At 42.8% G+C, this 23,473-nt stretch carries 23 protein-coding genes; 3 read left to right on the plus strand and 20 right to left on the minus strand.

The window, feature by feature from the left end:
* Together proW and proV are read right to left on the minus strand one after the other, a co-directional pair.
* Positions 1-1,101: a glycine betaine/L-proline ABC transporter permease ProW gene (gene proW, locus AAC147_RS16925; protein WP_052189604.1), complete on the minus strand. Its 1,101-nt coding sequence runs from the start codon at positions 1,099-1,101 to the stop codon at positions 1-3.
* Positions 1,091-2,293, minus strand: coding sequence for a glycine betaine/L-proline ABC transporter ATP-binding protein ProV (gene proV, locus AAC147_RS16930; RefSeq protein WP_047683159.1), 1,203 nt, complete (start codon positions 2,291-2,293; stop codon positions 1,091-1,093). Before proV ends, proW begins: the two co-directional genes overlap by 11 nt.
* A gap of 747 nt (positions 2,294-3,040) precedes the next feature.
* Here proV and AAC147_RS16935 point away from each other — a divergent pair.
* Together AAC147_RS16935 and cspE are read left to right on the plus strand one after the other, a co-directional pair.
* Complete coding sequence (locus AAC147_RS16935) at positions 3,041-3,526, plus strand: methylated-DNA--[protein]-cysteine S-methyltransferase (protein WP_047683160.1); 486 nt, start codon at positions 3,041-3,043, stop codon at positions 3,524-3,526.
* Positions 3,527-3,713: 187 nt separating this feature from the next.
* Entirely contained in the window at positions 3,714-3,923 is a 210-nt protein-coding gene (gene cspE / locus AAC147_RS16940; protein ID WP_045969514.1) for a transcription antiterminator/RNA stability regulator CspE, read from the plus strand.
* Between the two features lie 70 nt (positions 3,924-3,993).
* Here the strand turns inward: cspE and crcB are convergent, their stop codons facing one another.
* The 3 genes from crcB to lipB all read right to left on the minus strand — a co-directional run bounded on the left by crcB (position 3,994) and on the right by lipB (position 6,111).
* The gene (crcB, locus tag AAC147_RS16945; RefSeq protein WP_047683161.1) at positions 3,994-4,368 is read right to left on the minus strand and encodes a fluoride efflux transporter CrcB; all 375 of its coding nucleotides are present in this window, start codon (positions 4,366-4,368) and stop codon (positions 3,994-3,996) included.
* Between the two features lie 12 nt (positions 4,369-4,380).
* Positions 4,381-5,346, minus strand: a complete 966-nt coding sequence (gene lipA, locus AAC147_RS16950; protein ID WP_038260083.1) for a lipoyl synthase — start codon at positions 5,344-5,346, stop codon at positions 4,381-4,383.
* Positions 5,347-5,463: 117 nt separating this feature from the next.
* Positions 5,464-6,111, minus strand: coding sequence for a lipoyl(octanoyl) transferase LipB (gene lipB / locus AAC147_RS16955; RefSeq protein WP_072032530.1), 648 nt, complete (start codon positions 6,109-6,111; stop codon positions 5,464-5,466).
* 170 nt (positions 6,112-6,281) lie between these two features.
* On the opposite strand from lipB, the gene AAC147_RS16960 reads away from it, so the two are divergent.
* Positions 6,282-7,742, plus strand: coding sequence for a TrkH family potassium uptake protein (locus AAC147_RS16960; protein ID WP_047683162.1), 1,461 nt, complete (start codon positions 6,282-6,284; stop codon positions 7,740-7,742).
* Between the two features lie 217 nt (positions 7,743-7,959).
* Here the strand turns inward: AAC147_RS16960 and ybeD are convergent, their stop codons facing one another.
* The 15 genes from ybeD to AAC147_RS17035 form a co-directional block, all read right to left on the minus strand.
* On the minus strand, positions 7,960-8,223 hold the full coding sequence (ybeD, locus tag AAC147_RS16965) for a DUF493 family protein YbeD (protein WP_047683163.1): 264 nt from the start codon (positions 8,221-8,223) through the stop codon (positions 7,960-7,962).
* 108 nt (positions 8,224-8,331) lie between these two features.
* Positions 8,332-9,570, minus strand: a complete 1,239-nt coding sequence (gene dacA, locus AAC147_RS16970) for a D-alanyl-D-alanine carboxypeptidase DacA (RefSeq protein WP_047683164.1) — start codon at positions 9,568-9,570, stop codon at positions 8,332-8,334.
* A gap of 192 nt (positions 9,571-9,762) precedes the next feature.
* Positions 9,763-10,716: an endolytic peptidoglycan transglycosylase RlpA gene (rlpA, locus tag AAC147_RS16975; protein WP_047683165.1), complete on the minus strand. Its 954-nt coding sequence runs from the start codon at positions 10,714-10,716 to the stop codon at positions 9,763-9,765.
* A gap of 12 nt (positions 10,717-10,728) precedes the next feature.
* A complete protein-coding gene (gene mrdB, locus AAC147_RS16980; protein ID WP_047683166.1) occupies positions 10,729-11,841 on the minus strand; it encodes a peptidoglycan glycosyltransferase MrdB in 1,113 nt (370 codons plus the stop codon).
* A 17-nt stretch (positions 11,842-11,858) separates the two neighbouring features.
* The gene (gene mrdA, locus AAC147_RS16985) at positions 11,859-13,805 is read right to left on the minus strand and encodes a peptidoglycan DD-transpeptidase MrdA (protein ID WP_231571468.1); all 1,947 of its coding nucleotides are present in this window, start codon (positions 13,803-13,805) and stop codon (positions 11,859-11,861) included.
* Positions 13,806-13,841: 36 nt separating this feature from the next.
* The gene (rlmH, locus tag AAC147_RS16990; RefSeq protein WP_047683167.1) at positions 13,842-14,312 is read right to left on the minus strand and encodes a 23S rRNA (pseudouridine(1915)-N(3))-methyltransferase RlmH; all 471 of its coding nucleotides are present in this window, start codon (positions 14,310-14,312) and stop codon (positions 13,842-13,844) included.
* Positions 14,313-14,314: 2 nt separating this feature from the next.
* On the minus strand, positions 14,315-14,641 hold the full coding sequence (rsfS, locus tag AAC147_RS16995; protein WP_081989069.1) for a ribosome silencing factor: 327 nt from the start codon (positions 14,639-14,641) through the stop codon (positions 14,315-14,317).
* Between the two features lie 99 nt (positions 14,642-14,740).
* Complete coding sequence (gene nadD, locus AAC147_RS17000) at positions 14,741-15,412, minus strand: nicotinate-nucleotide adenylyltransferase (RefSeq protein WP_052189606.1); 672 nt, start codon at positions 15,410-15,412, stop codon at positions 14,741-14,743.
* Positions 15,396-16,463 (minus strand): DNA polymerase III subunit delta, encoded by a 1,068-nt coding sequence (holA, locus tag AAC147_RS17005; protein ID WP_047683169.1) that lies wholly within the window; start codon positions 16,461-16,463, stop codon positions 15,396-15,398. The genes nadD and holA overlap by 17 nt, the downstream gene beginning before the upstream one ends.
* Positions 16,460-17,005, minus strand: coding sequence for an LPS assembly lipoprotein LptE (gene lptE, locus AAC147_RS17010; RefSeq protein ID WP_052189607.1), 546 nt, complete (start codon positions 17,003-17,005; stop codon positions 16,460-16,462). Before lptE ends, holA begins: the two co-directional genes overlap by 4 nt.
* Positions 17,006-17,072: 67 nt before the next feature.
* Positions 17,073-19,667 carry a leucine--tRNA ligase gene (gene leuS / locus AAC147_RS17015; protein ID WP_047683172.1) on the minus strand — a complete coding sequence of 865 codons (2,595 nt, stop codon included), beginning with the start codon at positions 19,665-19,667 and terminating at the stop codon, positions 17,073-17,075.
* A gap of 194 nt (positions 19,668-19,861) precedes the next feature.
* Positions 19,862-20,587 carry an amino acid ABC transporter ATP-binding protein gene (locus AAC147_RS17020; protein WP_047683174.1) on the minus strand — a complete coding sequence of 242 codons (726 nt, stop codon included), beginning with the start codon at positions 20,585-20,587 and terminating at the stop codon, positions 19,862-19,864.
* Entirely contained in the window at positions 20,587-21,261 is a 675-nt protein-coding gene (gene gltK, locus AAC147_RS17025; RefSeq protein ID WP_047683176.1) for a glutamate/aspartate ABC transporter permease GltK, read from the minus strand. The genes AAC147_RS17020 and gltK overlap by 1 nt, the downstream gene beginning before the upstream one ends.
* Positions 21,262-21,263: 2 nt before the next feature.
* Complete coding sequence (locus AAC147_RS17030) at positions 21,264-22,004, minus strand: amino acid ABC transporter permease (protein ID WP_047683178.1); 741 nt, start codon at positions 22,002-22,004, stop codon at positions 21,264-21,266.
* An 88-nt stretch (positions 22,005-22,092) separates the two neighbouring features.
* Positions 22,093-22,980: a glutamate/aspartate ABC transporter substrate-binding protein gene (locus AAC147_RS17035; RefSeq protein WP_047683180.1), complete on the minus strand. Its 888-nt coding sequence runs from the start codon at positions 22,978-22,980 to the stop codon at positions 22,093-22,095.
* Positions 22,981-23,473: the final 493 nt, after the last annotated feature.

Genomic DNA, 23,473 nt, shown 5'->3' on the forward strand with positions numbered 1-23,473 from the left:
TTAATCTGTTTGGCTATCCTGATGTTGAGTATTTTTGTGGTGGGTTAGTTTTTGCAGGGATAAGAATTTAATTAACAATCCTATTGGCCCTGTGTGATACCAGCATCTGTTATTTCTGGTACGGATATTTCTTCCCAAAGATTGAGTTAAGCGATCAAGGATAATGGCAAGGATGACAATACCCATCCCACCAACTGCGGCCAGTCCGATATCAAGACGACCGATCCCACGCAGAACCATTTGTCCCAAACCACCAACAGCGATCATTGAAGCAATAACAACCATGGATAGCGCTAACATTAATGTCTGGTTTACACCAGCCATAATTGTTGGCAGAGCAAGAGGAAGTTGGACTTTGAACAACATTTGACGTGGACTGGCACCAAAAGATTTTGCGGCTTCAATCAGATCTACCGGAACCTGCTTGATCCCTAAAATGGTCAGGCGAATAATTGGGGGTAAGGCAAAAATGATTGTTACCATAACACCCGGAACATTCCCAATACCGAATAGCATCACAATAGGCACGAGATAAACAAAGGCAGGTGTTGTCTGCATTGCATCCAGTAGTGGGCGGATGATCCCGGCTGTTCGGTTACTGCGTGCCAGCCAAATTCCGAGCGGCAGCCCAATAAGGACACAAAACAGCAAAGCTGTGAGTACTAATGCCAGTGTGATCATCGCTTGAGACCATGCCCCGATGGCACCAATAAAGCATAATGAAATTAAGGTGAGCCAGCCTATACCGGCACCCGCTAGCTGCCATGCCAGAAATGTCAGGAAAAGTATCGTGATGGGAGCCGGCATTGACATCAAGAATTGCTCAAATCTGTTTAAGATAAAATCTACCGGAATACGTATTCCTTGAAAAAAAGGCCGGAAGTGCAAAACGATCCAATCAATGGCATGGGTGACCCACGAATCAAATGGGATGAGTTTATGCTGAAAAGGTTCCATGATATTAAAATGCCCCTGTGAGATATTATCTGTAGGGGCGTCCAGCCAATTTGTATTTGATGACGAATTGCCTGTGGTGCTGTCGAGCCAGGGATCACTTAATGTTGTTTGATCGGGTGTTGATTGCGGCGTATTACTGCTCATTTGGAGTCTCCTTATCTAAGGCTTGCAACAGTATTCCTTTGGAAATAACACCCAAATAACGATAATCATCACCCACGACAGGAACGGCACAGGGAGATTGAGCTACGATGGATATCAGCTCATTCAATGGCATATCTGCTGGAACTGCGGCTGGCTCTGTCAGGATAGCGTGTTCGATAGGATATTTTTTTTCCAGTGTATCTTGCAGGGAATTGACTGAAACTACCCCAATAAATTTCTGACCCTTATCGATCAGATAGCCATAGTTTCGATCTCCATCTTCCAGTATTTTCAAAGCTGAACGAGGCCCAAAGCCTACTGCAATATGGAGTAGTGCTTCTGGCCGACGACGAGCGACATCTTTTGCTGAAAATACATGACTGATATCCACTCCCCGAAAGAATGCCTTGACATAATCATTGGCAGGATTATTTAAGATCTCATCAGGTGTTCCCACCTGAACAATAACCCCTTCCTGCATGATGGCGATGCGATCACCAATACGGATTGCTTCATCTAGATCATGGGAAATGAATATAATTGTGCGTTGGTGTTGACCTTGCAGGCGTAATAACTCATCCTGCATTTCTGCACGAATAAGAGGATCAAGGGCAGAAAAAGCCTCATCCATCAATAAAATATCAGGATTATTGGCGAGCGCTCTGGCTAATCCAATACGCTGCTGCATACCACCCGATAACTCATCCGGGTAAGACATAGTGTAGTTTTCCAGATTGACTTGTTTCAGGGCCTCAAGAGCGTTGTGCTGGCGTACTTCTTTAGGAATACCAGCAAATTCCATACCGAAAGCCACATTCTCCAGCACATTTAAATGTGGCATGAGCGCAAATGATTGGAAAACCATACTGATTTTATTGCGGCGGATTTCGCGCAATTGAATGTCTGAAATTACAGAAATATCCTGCCCATCGATAATTACCTGACCTTTGGTCGGTTCTATCAGGCGGTTGAGAAGGCGTATCAGTGTGGATTTTCCTGAGCCGGACAGGCCCATAATCACAAATATTTCGCCTTCTTCGATGACCAAATTAGCATTTTGTACGCCAACTGCCATACCAGTTTTTTCAAATATTTCTGCTTTATTGTAGTTGGATTCTAATAACTTAATCGCTTGATTTGGATGGTCACCGAATATTTTATACAGATCTTTAACTTCAAGTTTAATTGTCATGTAATAAATATTTAGCTTTGTGAAAAGGTATATTCTCTTTAATTGCTTACTTCAGATAAACTGCAGATAATTAACCCAAGCTATACTTTAGCACGTTGAGATATATTGACAACTACCAGAATATAATTATTAACCAAAAGGTAAAGTTTTTTACGGATAAATGTCTACATTTTTTACTTAATTTTAACTTTCATTGTAGGAACGTTGACTTAATAAAAAAAAAATTATTATCGTCATAAAGATAGAGCAAAGTAAATTTTTGTGGGATTTATCTCTTTTTGCCTTTTTTGTCGAGTGGCTACTTTGAAAAAATTTATTGTCTATAATTGTAGGGTAAGAACATTTTGGTAGATTTCATGATGGTTAAGATTACCCACAATCCAACTGTGTTTGCCATAAATTATCACTCTTCTGGTAAAATTCTTTATTGATCTACGCACTTATCGAAGAATAAAGATGAGTATTTATGGATTACAATGCAGAAATCTCTTTATGAGAGGAGTACTATATATGGTGAATTTTTAGATATTTTTATCCATATATGGTATTTTTATCTTTTTTGAATGAATGCTGCCAAAAGTAAGATGTTATATCTTATTGGTAATCCTATGATTTTTATTATCAGAAGGCGGTATGGTTTCTTTATCAAATTGTCAGATGTGTAACTGAATTCATCATTGCAAAGTGATGAAAGAGAGACTTAGGCTAGTATAGAAATATTAACAATAAATTAAATGGAGGTAGTTTATGTATCACCATTACCTGAATACTCCAGAAGGTTTTCCTAAACCTTATGTACACATCACTGCGAACGATGAAGGAGTCACTAGTATTTATTTTGTTAATGAAAAGAAAGAACTGGAATCTAAAAATGCTATTACTAAGCAGTGTGTAAAAGAGCTACAGGAATATTTTAAAGGAAAACGGCAGATATTTACGGTTCCTTTGAGTATGCAAGGAACTGAATTTCAGCAACGTGTCTGGCAACAACTCTGTAATATCCCATTTGGTGAAATGTGGAGTTACAAACAATTAGCATTGACGTTGGGTTCGGTAAATTATTGTCGTGCAGTCGGTATGGCAAACTCACGTAATCCGATTTCACTGATTGTTCCCTGCCATCGGGTAATTGGGCATGATGGTAAGTTAGTCGGATATACAGGCGGGCTTAATATTAAGGAGTGGTTGCTGGAGCATGAGAAGAAAAAAAAGACGAAAATTAAACCAATCTAGAATGAAACTCCAATTAATTTGTGAAATGACGATTGGGGTATAGAATAAATTAATGAAATTAAACAAAACGTGCGTTTTGTACATTTTGTTATATGTTTCGTGATCTAGGTTGCAGACAGTGAACTATATTATTTGTTGTACTGTATGTAACACGGAGTTTGTGTATTTTTTATTAAAGGTAAGTTTGATGTCTAAAATTAAAGGTAACGTTAAGTGGTTTAACGAATCTAAAGGGTTCGGTTTCATCACTCCAGAAGATGGTAGTAAAGATGTTTTCGTACACTTTTCCGCCATTCAGTCTAACGGTTTCAAGACATTGGCTGAAGGCCAAAAAGTTGAATTTGAAATCACTGAGGGTGCGAAAGGTCCATCTGCTGCAAACGTTGTCGCGATCTAATTTCTAATCCCATATTCTTAAAACCCGTTTTTATAACGGGTTTTTTATGTTTTTTAAATTTCTGCTTAGTTCAGAGTTTATTTATTAAGGTAAACGCGAGGGCAGTCATTAATAATGAACTGATAACATTTGCCAGAATGGTGCTTAGTGCCCAACTTATTTTTCCTGCTTGTAATAAATAAACCACTTCAGCAGAAAATGTAGAGAAAGTTGTCAATCCACCGCAGAACCCTGTTGTTAACATGAGCTTCCAGGCAGGAGCAAGATGTGTTGTTTTGCTGAAATAGGCCAGCCCCAACCCGATAATGAATGCTCCAATACAGTTAGCCGTCAGAGTACCAATGGCAATAGGAGATGAGGCATTATTCAGGCGGAGGCCGATAAACCAACGTAAGACGCTGCCAAAACCACCACCGATAAATACAGCGAGAATAAGATTCATCAGTAGTGGTCCCAGTTATTTGACTTCCATACCCTTGGCTTGTAAGTCAGCGTGGTAAGAAGAACGAACAAATGGCCCACAAGCTGCATGAGTAAAGCCCATTTCTAATGCTGCTTCTTTCATTTCATCAAATTCAGCCGGATTGACATAACGTTGGACTGGCAGGTGATGGCGACTTGGCTGCAAATATTGCCCCAATGTCAGCATAGTTACCCCGTGACTACGTAAGTCACGCATCACTTCTAAAATTTCTTCATTAGTTTCTCCCAAACCCACCATCAAACCTGATTTGGTCGGAATATCTGGGTGTGCCTCTTTGAATTTTTGCAGCAATTGTAATGACCAGTTGTAGTTCGCACCTGGACGGATCTGACGATACATCCGTGGCACGTTTTCCAGATTATGGTTAAAAACATCGGGAGGTGTTGCAGTCAGAATTTCCAGTGCACGATCCATACGGCCACGGAAATCCGGTACTAGTGTTTCAATTTTGATTGATGGATTTTTTTCACGGATCGCAGTGATACAGTCGGCAAAATGTTGAGCCCCACCATCACGCAAATCATCACGGTCAACAGATGTGATAACAACATAGCGCAGACCCATATCCTGAATAGTTTGCGCAAGTTTAACCGGCTCATTTACATCTGGTGCATTTGGTCGCCCGTGTGCCACATCACAGAACGGACAGCGGCGTGTACAAATGGCACCCAGGATCATAAAAGTGGCGGTTCCGTGGTTAAAGCATTCGGCAAGGTTAGGACAAGAGGCTTCTTCACAGACGGAATGCAATCCATTTTTGCGCATTGCCGCTTTGATTCCCTGAATGCGGCTGGAATCCGCAGGAAGTTTGATTTTCATCCACTCAGGTTTACGCAAGAGTGCTTCACGTTCTGTGACCACTGTTTTAACAGGGATCAAAGCCATCTTATCTGCGTCGCGGTATTTGATACCACGTTCCATCTGAATTGGTTTACTCATAATCGTGCTGGTTCCAGTTATATTTTTCAGATTGTTATTTATTGCTTGATTATTAAGCCAAATTCATCGGAGCAATAAGTGTATTCAAATTTTTTTGAAAAATGTTAAAAAATTATATCATCTTTCATCGGTGAGTTGAAATCCTAAGATCTGGCAGAATTTTTGTACCAGAATGGGTTGTACATCTTCAACAGTGATCCCATCTACGAGGTCACTGAGCTGAATCATTTGCATGCCTGCATAACCACATGGATTAATGCGCAAAAAGGGTTGTAAGTCCATTGCAATATTTAATGCCAAGCCATGGAAAGAACACCCTTTTCGGATACGTAATCCCAATGAACAAATTTTATTGTCTTTGACATAAACCCCCGGCGCATCTGGTCGGGCATAAGACTCAACGCCAAAATGAGCTAATGACTCGATAACGGTGTTTTCAATTGCGGTGACTAACTGACGAACCCCAATTTTGGCCCTTTTTAAGTCGATCAAAACGTACATGACTTGCTGACCAGGCCCATGATAAGTGACTTGGCCTCCCCTGTCGGATTGAATGACAGGAATGTCACCCGGTGCAAGCACATGTTCTGCTTTACCTGCCTGCCCCTGTGTGAACACTTTTTCATGCTGGACAAGCCAGATTTCATCGGGGGTTTCCGCTGTACGCTGCTCGGTGAATTGGTGCATGGATTCAGAAACCGGCTCGTAAGGCTGAATACCCAACTGGCGTAAAATAACGGTGTTATGTTGCAATGGAAGTTTCATCATCAGTTAACAAAAATTGCCCGCCAGTATAACGCTCTAAAGGGATTCTCTCCAGTTAGAGAATGCCTTAACGCAATAATAATGTTAATTAGACGAATATGTTTAGATTCTATATTATCATAGTTATATATTTCGACGATTTCCCCCTTGTTTTCTGTTTGAGCTAACAGATGATCAGAAAAAACCAACTCCTGATTGTTGGGCATCTTTGCAGTTCTCTGGTGCTCCTATACAGCCTCTCAATGTTGCTGCCTGTTTTTGTCGCTTTGTTTTATAAAGAAAAAAGTGTTTTTGCGTTTTTCGAAACGTTTATTATTGGAATGATCTTTGGAGGTGTTGGGTGGTATTTCACCCGAAAAACTAAAGCACAACCCAGTACTCAAGATGGGTTCCTTATCATCGTCTTATTTTGGTTACTTTTTTCGTTGCTCAGTGCCTTGCCCTTCGTACTGGATAAGAATCTGAATATCAATCTTGTGGATGCCATGTTTGAAGGTGTATCTGGTATTACAACGACAGGGGCAACAGTACTAAATGATGTTTCTTCACTGCCTAAGTCTGTTCTTTATTACCGAGCTCAGCTCAATTTCATCGGCGGTTTGGGCGTTATCGTGCTTGCCGTAGCTATTTTGCCGTTACTTGGTATTGGTGGTGTAAAGCTTTATCAATCAGAGATGCCCGGACCGTTTAAAGAGGAACGATTAACCCCTCGCCTTGCAGATAGTGCCAAAAGTTTATGGGTAGTTTATCTGTTGTTAGGTGGAGTATGCTCGTTCAGCTTCTGGGCCGCCGGGATGTCCTGGTTTGATGCCATTTGCCATGGAATATCAACGGTCTCTTTGGGGGGATTTTCGACCCGCAATGAAAGTCTTGGCTATTATGATAATTCCCTTATTGAAATGGTGGGAGGGATTTTCTCAATATTATCAGCGGTTAACTTCACCCTCTATTTTGTTGTCCTGACACGAAGAAGCATTAAACCCTTACTGAAAAATGCCGAGTTTCAATTCTTCTTGCTGGTACTTTTCATCGTGATTTGTATTATTTGGCTGGAGTTGTACCGTTCTGGAATGTATGGTTTGAAAGATGCTTTTGTGCATGGTTTTTTCATGACCAGTTCGATGATGACAGACAATGGTTTGGCAACTTCAGATTATGCACAATGGCCACCTCACACGATGTTGCTGTTATTGGCGATAAGTTTCTTTGGTGGCTGTGTTGGTTCGACTTGTGGAGGTATTAAGGCGCTGCGTTTTCTGATCCTGACAAAACAAAGTTTCAGTGAGATTAATCAGCTTATTCATCCGAACGCCATTTCAACGATTAAAGTAGGTAAATCACCAGTGCAGGAAAGGGTACTTCGTTCCGTCTGGGGCTTTTTCTTCTTGTATATTTTTTGCAGCTGTTTCTTTATTTGGGCACTGAATCTTCTGGGATATGATCTGGTAACTTCATTTGCCACGGTTGCCGCATGTATCAATAACATGGGAGTCGGTTATGGTGAGACAGCACAAGGTTTTGGCAATCTCGATGTTGTGGCGAAATGGATGATGTGTGCAGCTATGTTATTGGGAAGACTGGAAATTTATCCTATTCTGATTTTGTGCTCGAAAGCGTTCTGGCGTTTTTGACTGGGGCGTTAGTATAGGGTACTGATAGCGTTTCCCTCTGTACCACCATTGCTATTTTCATTGGTGTGCCTTATTTCATTATGCTGTTGCAGCGGCAGGTGAGAATAGGAAGCTGAAAAAATCGCTGACTTTTTGTCAGCGATTTTTTATAGAAGTGGAATTTGCAGAAGTAGAAATTATCACGGTACTATTTATTCATTACAACATTACTTATTCATTACAATACTACGCGTACCAGTTCCAGTTTGCCCAACTCTTCATACAGCGTTTCAACCTGCTCAATATGAGTTGCATTGATAGTAATAGAAACAGAGTGGTAATTACCTTTGCTGCTTGGTTTCACTGCTGGGGAGTAATCGCCCGGCGCATGGCGCTGAACCACTTCAATAACTTGATCCACCAGCTCAGGTTGAGCTAAGCCCATCACTTTGTAAGTGAATGAGCAAGGGAACTCAAGCAGTTCATTTAATTTTGTTTTCATGGGCGCTCCTGATTTATTAACCACGGCAGAATGAAAGATTCTGCCGTGGCGTGATTATTTTCCAACAATTTATATTAATATAAGGTTCAATGCTCAGCTTTCAAGGTTTCAGCCAAACCAGTGATGGAATGCCAATCGGATGTAATCGAAAATACGGCTAAAGAAACCACCCTCTTTTACTTCCTGCATCACGACTAATGGGCGTTGTTCGATCGTTTTACCATCAAGTTGGAAATTGATTGTGCCGACTACCTGATCTTTGGCGAGAGGAGCATGTAGTTCATTGCTATTTAATACATAGCTGGCTTTTAGATCTTTCAGGCGACCACGAGGAATAGTCAGATAAACATCCTTCTCGACACCCAGTTGGACTTTATCAGTATCGCCAAACCAGACCGGTTCAGAAGCAAATTCTTTATCTGCTCGTAGTGGTGAGACAGTTTCAAAAAAACGAAAACCCCAGGTCAGTAGTTTCTTACTGTCAGTTTCACGGCCTTTGAATGTTGGGCTACCCATTACCGTAGCAATCAGGCGCATGTTACCTTCAGTAGCAGAGGAAACAAGGTTATAGCCAGCACCGCTAGTATGGCCGGTTTTGATGCCGTCCACATTCAAGTTTTTATCCCATAGCAAACCATTGCGGTTGGGCTGGCGGATGTTATTGTAAGTGAATTCTTTCTCTTTATAGATGGCATATTCATCCGGTACTTCGCGGATCAATGCCTGACCAATCAACGCCATATCATGGGCAGAACTGTATTGGCCTTCGGCATCCAGACCGTGAACAGTTTGAAAATAGGTGTTTTTCAGTCCTAAACTCTGAACATATTTATTCATCAGACTGACGAACGCATCCTGACTACCTGCTACGTAGTCCGCCATTGCTACACAAGCATCATTACCGGATTGCAGGTTAATACCACGGGACAGCATAGCGACGGAAACTTGATCGCCGGGCTTCAAAAACATCAGAGAAGAGCCTTTGAATACAGGATTTCCCGTTGCCCAGGCATCCTTACCTACCGTAACGATATCATTCGGTCCAATTTTCCCTGATTTGATGGCTTGCCCAATAACATAACTGGTCATCATTTTGGTCAGGCTGGCAGGATCACGACGGACATCTGAATTCTTTTCGGCCAATATCTTTCCTGAATTGTAATCAATCAGAATATAGGCTTCGGCATCGATCTGCGGCACTCCGGGGATCATGGTTTTGAAATTATCATCCGTATTAGCGAATGCAGAAACACTGGTGACCAGAGCAAGACTCAGGGCTGCATTTTTAATAAAACGGGAAGTAGCTATACGGGAAGTAACTATACGAGAAGTAACTATGTATTTCATGATTGATTAGATAACATCCGTGAGAGAAGCATTGATAGTAAACCACATAATAACAAATGACAAAAAGCGTGACATTAAACAAAATTGGAAGAGATGAAGATTTGCATTTTTTTACTTGGTTTTTTCTCCCTGCTGATATTAATCAGAAGAACAAATATCAGCAGGGAGCAGACTAATCAGAAAACAATGTAATCAAGGGGCAACAATAAAGGAAGATTGGTGCATTTGGTCAGTTAATTTTTTTTGCATTTGTGCTGCTTGCTGACGGCTACTAAAAGGCCCTAGCTGAACACGATGAACATTACCAAATTGGGTCACACGTCCCGGTACATTAAAGTGTTGGCTTAATAATTGCTGCCATTCTTTGGCTTTTTGTTCAGAACTGACAGCACCAACTTGTACCATATAACTAGATGAAGTGGCTGAGGCTGATTCAGGGATTGTTTTCTCTGATGGTACAGGAGGTTGATTTTCTTTATTTCCAGACAGATTTTGGTTTGAATTATTCTGTTCAGGAGAATCCGGCGTCATGTTTGTGACAACTCCCATTGATGGAGAGTTAAGGACAGGCCTGTCAGGTAAAGCATAGCTTTGTTTGACAATAGTTGAACCCGCTGTCCCTAAACCAGAAAGCGAACCATCAGGAGCAACCTGAATGCCATCCAGTTTCACCCGACTTTGCGGCATCAAATTCAGCCGTTCGGCAACAGCTCGTGATAATTCAATCACTTTTCCTGGTTTATTGTAGGGACCGCGATCATTAACTCTGACGATTATCATGCGCCCATTGCTTAAATTGGTGACGCGTACATAGCCTGGTATTGGAAGTGTTGGGTGAGCAGCCGTCAATGCATAAGGACTGGCTCGTTCTCCAATTGTTGTCAATTTTCCATTCGTTTCTTCACCCAATACGCTGGCATAGCCTGTTTGAGTAAATTGGGCAGGATCCTGAATGATATGATAGTTTTCTCCATCCCTGCTGTAATCCCGGTTAGCACTTGGATGGTAAGGCTCATATACAGGCTCAGCTCCCAATACATCACGGGTCGGAACTGGCGGAACAGAAGAAGCGCCTCTTTCATTGTTTGTTGTGCAGCCTGAAATCAGTACAGCCACTATGCTAAGAATAAGCCATTGTTGACGCATGAAATTTCTTCCTCATAGACTTTTGGATAATAACTTGCGATGAGTATGTATCGACATGATAATGCCGAATCCCGCCATTAAGACAATTAACGCAGAACCTCCGTAGCTAATCAGGGGCAGAGGTACACCAACTACAGGTAAAATACCGCTAACCATGCCGATATTCACGAAGACATAGACAAACAATATCAATATCAGTCCCCCTACCATGACACGGCCGAAGGTGTTTTGTGCGTTGGCAGCGATAAACAGGCCGCGAATGAGGATTAATAGGTAAAGTGCCAATAAAACAAGGACACCGATCAATCCCAATTCTTCCGCTAAGACAGCAAAAATAAAGTCGGTATGGCGTTCAGGTAAAAACTCTAATTGTGATTGTGTGCCTTGTAACCAGCCTTTTCCAAATAACCCACCTGATCCAATAGCAATTTTTGATTGAATGATGTGATAGCCTTTACCCAAAGGGTCACTTTCTGGATCTAACAACATCATGACCCTGGCTCGTTGGTAATCATGCATTAAAAAAAACCATAAAATCGGCAGGAAACAGGCAACCAGTAAAACGGCAATAGCAATTAACCGCCAGTTCATTCCTGCCAGAAACAGGATAAACAACCCGGAAGTCGCTATCAGGATAGATGTACCTAAATCAGGTTGTGCAGCGACAAGCAGAGTAGGCAAGAATATCAATACTAAGGCTATTCCAGTATTTTTCAGGGAAGGAGGGCAAAGGTCACGATTTATAAAGCGTGCAATCATCAAAGGGACAGCGATTTTGGCAATTTCTGATGGCTGAAAGCGTACAATGCCTAAATCCAGCCAACGCTGAGCCCCTTTACTTATTTGACCGAAAACATCAACAAAGATGAGTAGCATGACACAGACAATATAAAGATAAGGTGCCCAACTTTCGTATATGCGAGGGGGTACTTGAGCCAGGGCGATCATGACCACTAAGCCAATGAGCCCCTGCCCGATTTTACGTTCCATCATGTCAATGTCTTGTCCACTGGCGCTCCACATAATGAAAAGACTATAGGCCAGCAGTGCCAGAATACAGAGTAGCAGCGGGATATCTATATGTATTCTGGTCCAGAAAGGAACTTTTTTCTGCGATTCTGTCATAGCATTACTCAATTAGCTTATGTTCTGGTAGCGGGTTTTTGGGTAGATGGTTTTTCGCCAACGGGTTCTCCTGTAGACGATTTTCTACTTTTATTCGCTGACTCAGTAGATGAAGTGCCTGTATTATTCCTGATTAGAATATGATCCAGAATTTGGCGCACAATAGTGCCAACAGGTGGCCCCGCTCCTCCATTCTCCAAAATAATGGAAACCGCAACGGTTGGATTATCGTAAGGAGCAAAAGCAATCATTAGCCTATGATCCCGCAGATGCTCTGCGAGTTTACTCGCATTATAGGTTTCATATCTGAACACCTGCGCCGTACCGGTTTTTACTGCGGCCTTATAAGGAGTACCAGCAAAAAATCTGCGTGCTGTGCCATTGGGGGCATTAGCGACACCATACATGCCATCTTTGGCAATCTCCCAATACCCAGAATGAATATCTCCGATTGGCTCACTGACAGGAGGCTGATAAGGATGTATGTCACCATTTACCCGTGTTCCCAGTAAAAAATGCGGTGTTTTTACCTCGCCATCATTAATCAATATCATCAGGGCTTTTACCATCTGCATAGGTGTGGCCGTCCAGTATCCCTGACCAATGCCAACAGATATCGTATCTCCTTGAAACCACGGTTTTTTATAACGTTTTTGTTTCCATTCTCGGGTCGGCATGTTACCCGCCGCCTCTTCTTTCAAGTCAATACCGGTTAATTGACCAAAACCAAATTTTGTCATCCAGTTGGAGATCCTATCAATACCCATATCATAGGCTAACTGATAGAAAAAGGTATCTGCTGATTCAACAAGGGATTTATGCACATTCAAAAGACCATGCCCATAACGCTTCCAGTCACGATAACTCATATTAGAGTTAGGCAATTGCCACCAGCCTGGATCATTGATGGTTGTATTCTTTGTGATGACACCACTACTTAGTGCTGCAACAGCGATAAAAGGTTTTACTGTTGAGGCGGGAGGGTAAGCACCTTGTGTTGCACGGTTAATCAATGGGCGGTTGGGATTATTGAGCAGAGCTTTATAATCCTTACTGGAAATGCCATCAACAAACAGATTGGGGTCATAGCTTGGGTTGGATACCATTGCCAGAACTTCGCCGGTACGGGGATCTGTGACAACAACTGCTGCGCGGCTGGTTGTCAGTATCTCTTCAATATAAGTTTGTAGCTCTAAGTCTATTGATAGATAGATATCTTTGCCCGCTTGTGGTGGTTGCTCATGTAACTGGCGAATAACTTTACCACGGTTATTGACTTCAACTTCTTCATAACCGGGTTTTCCATGTAGAACAGATTCGTAATAGCGTTCAATACCTAGTTTGCCGATGTCATGAGTCGCGGCGTAATCCGGCAAAATTCCCTCTTTGTCGAGTCGCTCTACGTCTTTGTCATTAATTTTGGAAACATAACCGATGACATGGGTGAGGGCAGAACCATAAGGGTAATAACGACGTTGGTATCCTTTGATTTCCAACCCTGGGAAGCGATATTGATTGACAGAGAATCGGGCAACCTGCACCTGAGTCAGTGATGTTTTCAGGGGGATTGAGGTGAAGCGGCGTGCGCGCAGCCTCTCTTTTTTGAAATTTTCGATATCTTCATCGGTTAACCCGATGATGGAACGCAACTCATTTAAGGTTTTATCAAGATCAGCAACTTTTTGGGGTACAATCTCCAACTGGTAAATCGTACGGTTAGCTGCCAGTAGTGTGCCGTTACGGTCATAAATGAGCCCCCGGCTTGGGGCAATGGGAACAAGTTTAATACGGTTCCCATTTGAGCGAGTTTGATAATCTTCGTGGCGGGTGATCTGGAGATTATAGAGATTGGCAATCAGAACCCCTGTTAAAAGGATAATGCCGACAAACGCCACGAGCGCGCGGCGTATAAAAAGGGCTGATTCAGCCGTATGATCGCGAAAAGGGGTTCGTTTCTTTTTCATCCCATTACCAGAACTCACGGTGATAGATTACCTAATTTATTCCCGATGATAAGGGTGATTAGTTGTGATGCTCCATGCCCGGTACAGGCTTTCGGCAACCAAAACCCGTACCAGAGGATGTGGAAGAGTCAGTGGAGAAAGAGACCAGCTTTGTTCTGCGGCGGCTTTACAGGCAGACGCTAAACCTTCCGGGCCTCCAATCAGCAAACTGACATTTCTGCCGTCCTGTTTCCAGCGTTCAAGTTGTTGTGCCAACTGGGGAGTATCCCAACGAGATCCGGGGATATCCAGTGTAACAATGCGATTGCCTTTATTGACAACCGACAGCATCTGTTCGCCTTCTTTTTCCAGAATACGTTTGATGTCGGCGTTTTTGCCTCGTTTCCCAGCCGGAATTTCAATTAATTCGAATGGCATGTCTTTGGGAAAACGATGCAGGTAATCCGTAAAGCCGGTCTGCACCCAGTCCGGCATTTTTGTTCCTACAGCGACAAGTTGTAACTTCAAACTCAGCTCCAGAGTTTTTCCAGTTCATACATGCGACGGCTGTCTTCCTGCATGACATGTACCATCACTTCGCCGAGGTCAACAACGATCCAATCTGAAATGCCTTGCCCTTCGACACCCAGAGGCATGATGCCCGCTTTACGGCAGTCATCAACAAGATTGTCTGCGACTGACATCAGATGGCGACTTGATGTACCAGTGCAGATAACCATGCAGTCTGTAATACTGGATTTTCCTCGAACATCTATAGAAACAATATCCTGTGCTTTGGAATCTTCAAGTTTATCAATAATAAATTGTTGTAGTTCTGTGCCTTGCAAAAGGATCACCTTAATTTCATCAAATTAGTTGTGTAACGTAGAATAATAGCATGTCCGTCTCTATAAACGTAAGCAGCTCAACGGGGAAATCCCATAATGATTTAACTATCAGCTATATAACTTACGTGAATCAATATAATTTTGTATTGATGGAGGCAGTAAATCATCACAGTTCAAACCTTGTTGATGACGCTGACGTATATCAGTTGCTGAAATGTCTAATAACGGAGTTTCAGCCAGGTAAATATAACCATGTGATTTCTGGCTTAATGGGGCTGGAGTATCAACTTGGTGTTGTTCAAGCCATTTCTGCATTTTTGGGGTTGCCAATTGTTTTGCATATCCTGGACGGGAGCAGACCAATAGATGACAGATATCCAATAATTCTGTCCAGCGATGCCATGTATGGATAGATTGCAGAGAGTCTTGTCCTATGATGAATGCCAATGGACATCGTTCCCCAACTTCTTCACGGAATGATTTCAATGTTTCGATGGTGTAAGAAGGTGTCTGACGTTGTAATTCCCGAGTATCAACTGTGAAAAGCGGGTTATCCTGTACCGCCAGATACACCATTTCCAACCGTTGTTGAGGAGACGCTTCGGGTTGAGGACGGTGCGGTGGGACATGATTAGGTAACAAAATAACTTGCTTAAGACCCACTTGTTTCGCTAATGCTTCCACCGGGAGCAAATGGCCATAATGGATAGGATCAAAAGTGCCACCAAATAACGCATGAATAATCGGTGAATTTAAGGATGAATTAGTGGTATGAAGCATTCAAAAAGCTCTCTGGTAATATTTTTCCGTGCGTTTTTCCGAGGGTGTTTCCGTATAGTAACAGCATAGAAAGTGTTTCCAGGTCAGCCCAAATCGATTGGCCATAATCCTGTTTGATGCACAGTTCCATCTGGGTTAACAAATATATAGCCGAGTGTAGATCTTGTAATGACAGCCGCTGTAATGCCGTTGTCAGAAGCGTCCGGCGGTTTTGCCACACTTTATGTTGATCAAACAGTGTCTTCAACGGTGTCGTTTTTTCCTGACGCTTAAGTGTCAACAGCAGCATAAGTTCCCGCTGTATCGTGCGGAGTAAAATAATTGCTTCGGTATCTTCTTGTCGTAGTTGTTTCAGGATATGCCATGCCCGCTTGATCTTGCCTGCCAGCAGAGCATCAACCCAATGATAAGGAGTGAAATGTGCCGCATCATTGACTGCGTCTTCAACTCGATGAAGAGTTAGCCGATTATCGGGGTAGAGTAATGAAAGGCGTTCTAATGCTTGAGACAGTGCCAGCAGGTTGCCTTCGTAGCAATAGCATAATAATTGGTTAGCTTCATCTTCCAGTGACAAGCCCATACTTTTAGCGCGTTGTGCCACCCATTGGGGAAGACGATTTTGTTCCGGGTTAAGGCAACTGACATAGACACCATTCTTTCCAATTGCTTTGAACCAGGCGCTGTTTTCTTGTGCTTTGGTCAGTTTATGCCCACGCAGTATTAACAGAATATCTTCATGCAATAATTCAGAAAGTTTGGTCAGACGTTCGGCCATTGCCGTATTGGGGCCATTCTCAGGTAATAACAAAGTAATTGACTGACGGCTGGCGAAAAGGCTGAGTGACTGACATAGGCTGAAGATTTCATCCCATTCGGTATGGTTATCCAATGAAAACGAGAAATGTTCTACAAAGCCATGCTGTTCAGCCACTCTACGAATGTTGTCCTGACTTTCCTGTAGCAACAACGGTTCGTTGCCCCATAACAGGTAGCTGCTTCGCAGCCCTTCATTGAGCTGCGAAAGAAGTTGTTCAGGATAGAGTCTGATCATTGTTTTTGCGTAGTTGCTGCTTGCTGTTTTTTAGCCGATTTTAGCTGTTCTGCGCTTTGAACTGTCAGCAGTTGGCGTATAAGCTGGCGGGCAGCTTGTTCACGCATTTCTTGCTGAACCAGTTCATTTTCTGCATCTTTTGCCAGGGCTTCCAATGGGTTATCGAAGAAAGCGCGATCAACCCTTGCCTGCAATGGATAGATGCTGCCATTCGGCATCAGAACTTGTGCATCAACATTCAGTACTAGCTGACGTTCTGCTGCTTTACCATCCTGAAATACTGATACAGTGTCTTTGTTTTCACTTGAACCTAACAGTTTCAGGATCGGAACAGAGGCACTGGCCTGTTCAACAATTTTGACGTCATTCAGACGTAATTGCTGGCGTACTGCTCGTGCCAATGGTCCGTATGGATCACTTGAACTTAATTGTAACGTCTGAAGTTCTTTTGGTACTTGTGTTGTGCCACGAAGGTGAAAACCGCAGCCAGCGGTGACCAGCACCGCTAACCCCAGCAACAACGTGAAAATACGATGCCGCATATTCTTTCCTATCACATTTACTGCCACGCTTTTTATCACAAGAATGGCCTCCCATTATCAGCTAATATCAGCCAACGACCAGATTTAGCAATTTGCCCGGAACATAGATGACCTTACGAATACCAACGCCTTCAAGATATTTCGTTACGCTGTATTCTTGAGTGGCCATCTCCTGAACGTACTCTTTTGTCGCATCTGCCGGTACAGTAACGCGTCCACGGACTTTACCGTTAATCTGGATGATGACCAGTTTAGTATCATCAACCATTGCCTGTTCATCAGCCTGCGGCCATTCGGCAACATCAATGTCACTTTCATTACCGAGCGCTTTCCACATAACGAAACAAGCATGTGGAGTGATAGGTGAAAGCATACGCACAATTGCTGTCAGCGCTTCTTGCATCAGAGCACGATCCTGCTCTGTTTCCTGTGGTGCACGGGTCAGTTTGTTCATCAGTTCCATGATAGCGGCAACTGCGGTATTGAATGCCTGGCGGCGACCGATATCATCAGTAACTTTAGCTATCGTTTTGTGCAGATCACGACGCAAATCTTTCTGCTCTGTTGTCAAGTTAGCAATATCCAACAGCTGAGGTTCGCCTTTGTCTGCGTTTTTATTAACGTGCTCATGAACCAGACGCCATACACGTTTCAGGAAACGGTTAGCCCCTTCCACACCAGACTCTTGCCATTCCAGAGTCAGCTCTGGTGGTGCAGCGAACATCATAAACAAGCGAACGGTATCTGCGCCATATTTATCAACCATAAGTTGTGGATCGATACCGTTATTTTTGGATTTTGACATTTTGCTCATGCCAGTATAGATCAACTCATGACCCGCCTGATCCATTGCTTTTATGATGCGGCCTTTTTCATCACGTTCAATAATTGCATCGGCCGGTGACACCCAAACTTTTTCACCGTTGCTGCCGATGTAATAGAAAGCATCAGCCAGAACCATGCCTTGACACAACAGACGTTTTGCTGGTTCATCAGAATTAACCAGGCCTGCGTCCCGCATCAATTTGTGGAAGAAACGGAAATACATCAGGTGCATGATAGCGTGTTCAATACCACCGATATATTGATCCACTGGCAGCCAATAGTTAGCGGCGGCAGAATCAAGCATACCTTTGTCGTAATCCGGGCAGGTATAGCGTGCGTAATACCATGATGATTCCATAAAGGTGTCGAAGGTATCGGTTTCACGCAGAGCTGGCTGGCCGTTGATAGTGGTTTTTGCCCACTCAGGGTCAGCTTTGATTGGGCTGGTAATGCCATCCATCACAACATCTTCTGGCAGGATCACTGGCAGTTGATCTTCAGGAACAGGTACAACAGTACCATCTTCCAGTGTTGCCATTGGAATTGGTGCCCCCCAGTAACGCTGACGAGAAACCCCCCAGTCACGCAGACGATAGTTAACTTTGCGTTTGCCAACGCCCATCTCAACCAGCTTATCTGCGATGGCATTGAAGCCTTCTTCGTGGCTCAATCCACTGAACTCACCGGAATTAACCAGAGCATTTTTATCGGTGACAGCCGCTTCCTGAACCGTTGGTACGTTACCATCGTTATCCAGAATAACCACTTTCATTGGCAGGTTGTATTTAGTGGCAAACTCCCAATCGCGTTGGTCATGGGCTGGAACTGCCATAACAGCACCTGTGCCGTATTCCATCAGTACGAAGTTAGCAACCCAGATAGCGATGCGTTCATGGGTTAATGGGTGGATGACGGACATACCGGTTGACATGCCTTTTTTCTCCATAGTTGCCATGTCTGCTTCGGCAACTTTGGTATTACGGCATTCATTGATGAATTCAGCCAGCTCTGGATTATTTTCCGCAGCTTGTTTTGCCAGGGGATGACCTGCGGCTACGGCAACATAGGTCGTTCCCATAAAGGTATCTGGGCGGGTAGTATAAACGGTCAGTTTTTCTTGGCTATCAGCGACATCAAAGGTGATTTCGACACCTTCAGAACGACCGATCCAGTTACGCTGCATGACTTTAACCTGTTCAGGCCAGTCTTCCAGCTTATCCAGATCATTTAACAGTTCTTCTGCATAATCGGTGATTTTAATAAACCACTGTGGGATTTCTTTGCGTTCTACCTGGCTGTCACAACGCCAGCAGCAGCCATCAATAACTTGTTCATTTGCCAGAACTGTCAGGTCATTTGGGCACCAGTTAACAGCAGAGGTTTTTTTGTAAACCAGTCCTTTTTCATACAACTTAGTAAAGAACCACTGCTCCCAGCGATAATACTCTGGTGTACAGGTTGTGACTTCACGATCCCAATCATAACCGAATCCCAGCATTTTCAGCTGACCTTTCATGTATTCGATGTTGGAATAAGTCCACGGAGCCGGTGCGGTTTTGTTCTTAACTGCAGCGCCTTCTGCTGGCAGGCCGAATGCATCCCAACCGATAGGTTGTAGTACGTTTTTGCCAAGCATACGCTGGTAACGGGAAATCACATCACCAATAGTGTAATTACGAACATGGCCCATATGTAGTCGGCCAGAAGGATAAGGTAGCATAGACAGGCAATAGTATTTTTCTTTGCTGCTGTCTTCGGTCACTTTAAAAGTTTGCTTCTCTTGCCAATGAAGCTGGACTTGTTGCTCTATGTCTTCTGGACGATATTGTTCTTGCATGGCACCGATAATCCTATGGTGAGTAATAAAGCTACGCTTTTAGCGAGCGTGTTTGTTTATGAAATTTAGGATGACATAGCATAGCGGATAGGAATTGGGGCAACAACACTTGTTATAGGAAGAACACGGAAAATTACTGAATTTAGTCATGGTTTAAAGTCGGCGGTAACGTATTATCCGCCGACAGAGGTAAATTAGTGCAGGATCTTCGCCAGAAAATCACGGGCACGTTCTGATTGAGGGTTGGCGAAGAACTCTTCTTTCTTGCTGTCTTCGACAATAGTGCCTTCATCCATAAAGATAACACGATGGGCAACTTTTTTGGCAAATCCCATTTCATGGGTAACAACCATCATGGTCATTCCTTCGTTAGCCAGTTTAACCATAACATCCAGAACTTCATTGATCATTTCTGGATCAAGGGCGGAAGTCGGTTCGTCAAACAGCATGGCGATGGGATCCATGCAAAGCGCACGGGCGATGGCGACACGTTGTTGTTGCCCACCAGAAAGTTGGGCAGGAAATTTATTGGCGTGATTTGCCAATCCAACACGCTCTAATAGCTTTAAGCCTTTTTCAGTCGCAGCTTGTTTATCACGCTTTAAAACCTTGACCTGAGCCAGTGTCAGATTGTCTATGATAGACAGATGGGGAAACAGTTCAAAATGTTGAAACACCATGCCAACTTTGGAACGTAGTTGAGCCAGATTTGTGCCTTTATCATTCACGTTTGTTCCGTTTACCCAAATTTCACCTTGCTGGACAGCTTCAAGGCCATTGACTGTTTTTATCAGCGTGGATTTACCGGAACCAGAAGGCCCACAGACTACCACGACTTCGCCTTTTTTGACTTCAGTTGAGCAGTCATTCAGAACCTGAAATTGGCCATACCACTTGGATACATTTTTCAGGGAAATCATTAAATAATCCTTTTCTTCAAATAGTTAACCAGCATGGAAGCGGAAAAACTAATCACAAAATAAATAAAACCGGCAAACAGAACCATTTCAATCTGTGTGCCATCGCGCTCACCGATATTGGCTGCTGTACGGAAAAAATCGGCCAGACTCAATACATATACCAGAGAGGTATCCTGAAATAATACAATGCCTTGTGTTAGCAGTAATGGGATCATCGCACGGAATGCCTGTGGCAAGATGACCAGACGCATGCTTTGCATATGCGTCATTCCCAGTGCTAATGACGCAGATGACTGACCACGGGAAATACTCTGAATACCAGCCCGAATAATTTCGGAATAATAGGCTGCTTCAAAGAGCGAGAACGCTACCATTGCAGAGATTAAACGAATATCAGTTTTTGGTGATATGCCTAGAACGTTTTGGACTAAGTTAGGTACAATTAAATAAAACCATAACAATACCATTACCAGTGGTACAGAGCGGAAAAGGTTGACATATAAGGTGGCAAACCAGCTCAGTACCTTAATGGAAGAAAGTCGCATAACTGCCAGAGCCGTTCCCCAGGCAATACCGATGATAATGGCTATTATGGTAATTTCAGCAGTGATGATTAACCCGTCTAACAACAGGGGAAGGCTAGGAATAATGGAACTCCAGTCAAATTGATACATTCTCATCGTCCCCCCATGTTGCCCGGCAACCGTATTTTTTTCTCAAGCATACTCATTGCAAACATGATAACGAGATTGATACCAACATATGCCAGAGTGATTGCTGTAAATGTTTCATACGCATGCGCTGAATAATCCAGTAATTTTCCTGCTTGTGCTGCCATATCTACCAAACCGATGGTTGAGGCAATCGCGGAATTTTTCACCAGATTAAGCATTTCTGATGTCATTGGTGGCGTAATGACACGATAGGCATTAGGTAGCAGGACATAACGGTAGGTTTGTGGCAGGGTCAAACCCATTGCCAGCCCTGCGGCTTTTTGTCCTCGTGGCAGTGATTGAATGGCTGCACGAACCTGTTCGCATACACGGGCCGCAGTGAAGAGCCCCAGACAAATTACCGAAGAAAGGAAAAATTGGATATTGGGATCCAAATCCATCTTGAACCAATGACTCAGGTCTTTAGGCAGGAATTCTGGTACAACCAGATACCATACAAAAAACTGGACGATAAGAGGAATGTTACGGAACAGTTCAACGTAACAGGTTCCTAGCCCTGCCAGAAATTTATTCGGAACAGTACGAAGAATGCCGAAAAACGAACCGACAATAAAAGCAATAATCCAGGCGCAGATAGAAAGAGCAATTGTCACCTGCAATCCAGAAATGATCCACCCAAGATAGGTGGTATTACCAAAAGGGGCTTCTTGCAGAAAGATGCCCCAATTCCAATCAACTGACATACGCATGCTCCCTGAAACATAAAAAAAATGAGGTAGGGAACGACTACCTCATACCCGTCGTGCCAATAAAATCGGGATCTTCGGTTTATTAATTTAGAGACTTATCATTTGGTGCTTTAAACAAAGCGTTCATTTCGTCTGGCAGAGTGAAGTTCAGGTTCAAATTCTTAGGTGGAATTGGCGCTTTGAACCAGCGATCAAACATTTTTTCTGCCCGACCAGAAGTTTGTATTTCTGCAACAGTGTCATCCAGTAACTTTTTGAATTGAGGATCGTCTTTGCGCATCATACAACCGTAAGCTTCTTTGGATTGGGGTTCACCGACGATAATCCACTGATCAGGTTTTTTTGCTTTTGCCCGTTCGCCTGCCAGTAGTGCATCATCAACCATGAAGGCAACAGCGCGGCCTGATTCCAGCGTACGGAATGAATCGCCATGATCTTTTGCACTAATAATGCGCATTTTCATTTTCTTTTCGTCATTAAGTTTATTCAACAATATTTCAGAAGTTGTGCCTGCACTTACAACGACATTTTTTCCAGTCAGATCGTCAAATCCTTTGATCCCTGAATCCTTATTAGTCAGCAGGCGGGTGTTGACGATAAAGATGGTATTGGAGAACGCAGCTTGTTTTTGGCGCTCAGGGGTGTTAGTGGTTGAACCACATTCAAAATCAAAAGTACCATTTTGTAGCAATGGAATACGGTTTTGAGAAGTGACAGGGATCAGCTTAACTTGCAGGTTGGGCACATTAATTTTTTTCTTAATTGCCTCCACAATTAAATTGGAATAGTCCTGGGCGTAACCGACAACATTCTGTTTACCATCATAGTAAGCAAATGGAACAGAAGATTCTCTGTGTCCGACAGCAACAACACCACTGTCTTTGATTTTTTTTAATGTTCCAGTCAATTCCTCAGCATGGACAGCCCCTACTGCGCTAAGCAACATCATGGTTAACATCAATTTACGCATACATAGCTCCTTCATTTGGTTGTTTTGCGCAACTTATTTTGTACAGTTTGTTGTGTACAATGGGTTTTCTACAAACTGCTTTGCGCAAAGTTGGGTTTGCTTGCACATATTGGTGCTTCTGTTTTTATAAAAACGATTTTTTGAATTATTTTGTGTATGGGTTGTAAAAAAATAATTCATAATGTTACTTTTTTTAAACCATATGTTTTCATTTCGCGAGCCACTTCGCACTAAAAATAAACAATTTTGTTTAAGTGTGATTTTGAGGTGAAGAATTTTTAATCTTGTTCACAGTTTCTACTTTTTAGGATTAACTATTTTATTTTGGGTATTATTTAATTTTTTCTTTTATAAAAGTATTTATGTTTTGATATTAAATATGATGGGTAATATTTATTGAGGTTATCAAGATGAGAACGTAAAAAATATAAGTCCAGTTAATAAATTAAACTTCTGGACTTATATTGGGTATTTTCTGGAATATTGCTAAAAA

Source organism: Xenorhabdus sp. NBAII XenSa04, from assembly GCF_963866145.1.
Lineage (GTDB): Bacteria > Pseudomonadota > Gammaproteobacteria > Enterobacterales > Enterobacteriaceae > Xenorhabdus > Xenorhabdus indica.

What these genes read in the sequence shown, in the direction of transcription:
- lptE (WP_052189607.1), bottom strand. Translation starts at nt 17,005, where the DNA reads ATGCGGCATCGTATTTTCACGTTGTTGCTGGGGTTAGCGGTGCTGGTC.
- leuS (WP_047683172.1), bottom strand. Translation starts at nt 19,667, where the DNA reads ATGCAAGAACAATATCGTCCAGAAGACATAGAGCAACAAGTCCAGCTT.
- AAC147_RS16960 (WP_047683162.1), top strand. Translation starts at nt 6,282, where the DNA reads ATGATCAGAAAAAACCAACTCCTGATTGTTGGGCATCTTTGCAGTTCT.
- mrdB (WP_047683166.1), bottom strand. Translation starts at nt 11,841, where the DNA reads ATGACAGAATCGCAGAAAAAAGTTCCTTTCTGGACCAGAATACATATA.
- ybeD (WP_047683163.1), bottom strand. Translation starts at nt 8,223, where the DNA reads ATGAAAACAAAATTAAATGAACTGCTTGAGTTCCCTTGCTCATTCACT.
- proV (WP_047683159.1), bottom strand. Translation starts at nt 2,293, where the DNA reads ATGACAATTAAACTTGAAGTTAAAGATCTGTATAAAATATTCGGTGAC.
- cspE (WP_045969514.1), top strand. Translation starts at nt 3,714, where the DNA reads ATGTCTAAAATTAAAGGTAACGTTAAGTGGTTTAACGAATCTAAAGGG.
- AAC147_RS17020 (WP_047683174.1), bottom strand. Translation starts at nt 20,587, where the DNA reads ATGATTTCCCTGAAAAATGTATCCAAGTGGTATGGCCAATTTCAGGTT.
- dacA (WP_047683164.1), bottom strand. Translation starts at nt 9,570, where the DNA reads ATGAAATACATAGTTACTTCTCGTATAGTTACTTCCCGTATAGCTACT.
- nadD (WP_052189606.1), bottom strand. Translation starts at nt 15,412, where the DNA reads ATGCTTCATACCACTAATTCATCCTTAAATTCACCGATTATTCATGCG.
- mrdA (WP_231571468.1), bottom strand. Translation starts at nt 13,805, where the DNA reads ATGAAAAAGAAACGAACCCCTTTTCGCGATCATACGGCTGAATCAGCC.
- proW (WP_052189604.1), bottom strand. Translation starts at nt 1,101, where the DNA reads ATGAGCAGTAATACGCCGCAATCAACACCCGATCAAACAACATTAAGT.
- rlpA (WP_047683165.1), bottom strand. Translation starts at nt 10,716, where the DNA reads ATGCGTCAACAATGGCTTATTCTTAGCATAGTGGCTGTACTGATTTCA.
- holA (WP_047683169.1), bottom strand. Translation starts at nt 16,463, where the DNA reads ATGATCAGACTCTATCCTGAACAACTTCTTTCGCAGCTCAATGAAGGG.
- lipB (WP_072032530.1), bottom strand. Translation starts at nt 6,111, where the DNA reads ATGAAACTTCCATTGCAACATAACACCGTTATTTTACGCCAGTTGGGT.
- AAC147_RS17035 (WP_047683180.1), bottom strand. Translation starts at nt 22,980, where the DNA reads ATGCGTAAATTGATGTTAACCATGATGTTGCTTAGCGCAGTAGGGGCT.
- AAC147_RS17030 (WP_047683178.1), bottom strand. Translation starts at nt 22,004, where the DNA reads ATGTCAGTTGATTGGAATTGGGGCATCTTTCTGCAAGAAGCCCCTTTT.
- AAC147_RS16935 (WP_047683160.1), top strand. Translation starts at nt 3,041, where the DNA reads ATGTATCACCATTACCTGAATACTCCAGAAGGTTTTCCTAAACCTTAT.
- gltK (WP_047683176.1), bottom strand. Translation starts at nt 21,261, where the DNA reads ATGTATCAATTTGACTGGAGTTCCATTATTCCTAGCCTTCCCCTGTTG.
- lipA (WP_038260083.1), bottom strand. Translation starts at nt 5,346, where the DNA reads ATGAGTAAACCAATTCAGATGGAACGTGGTATCAAATACCGCGACGCA.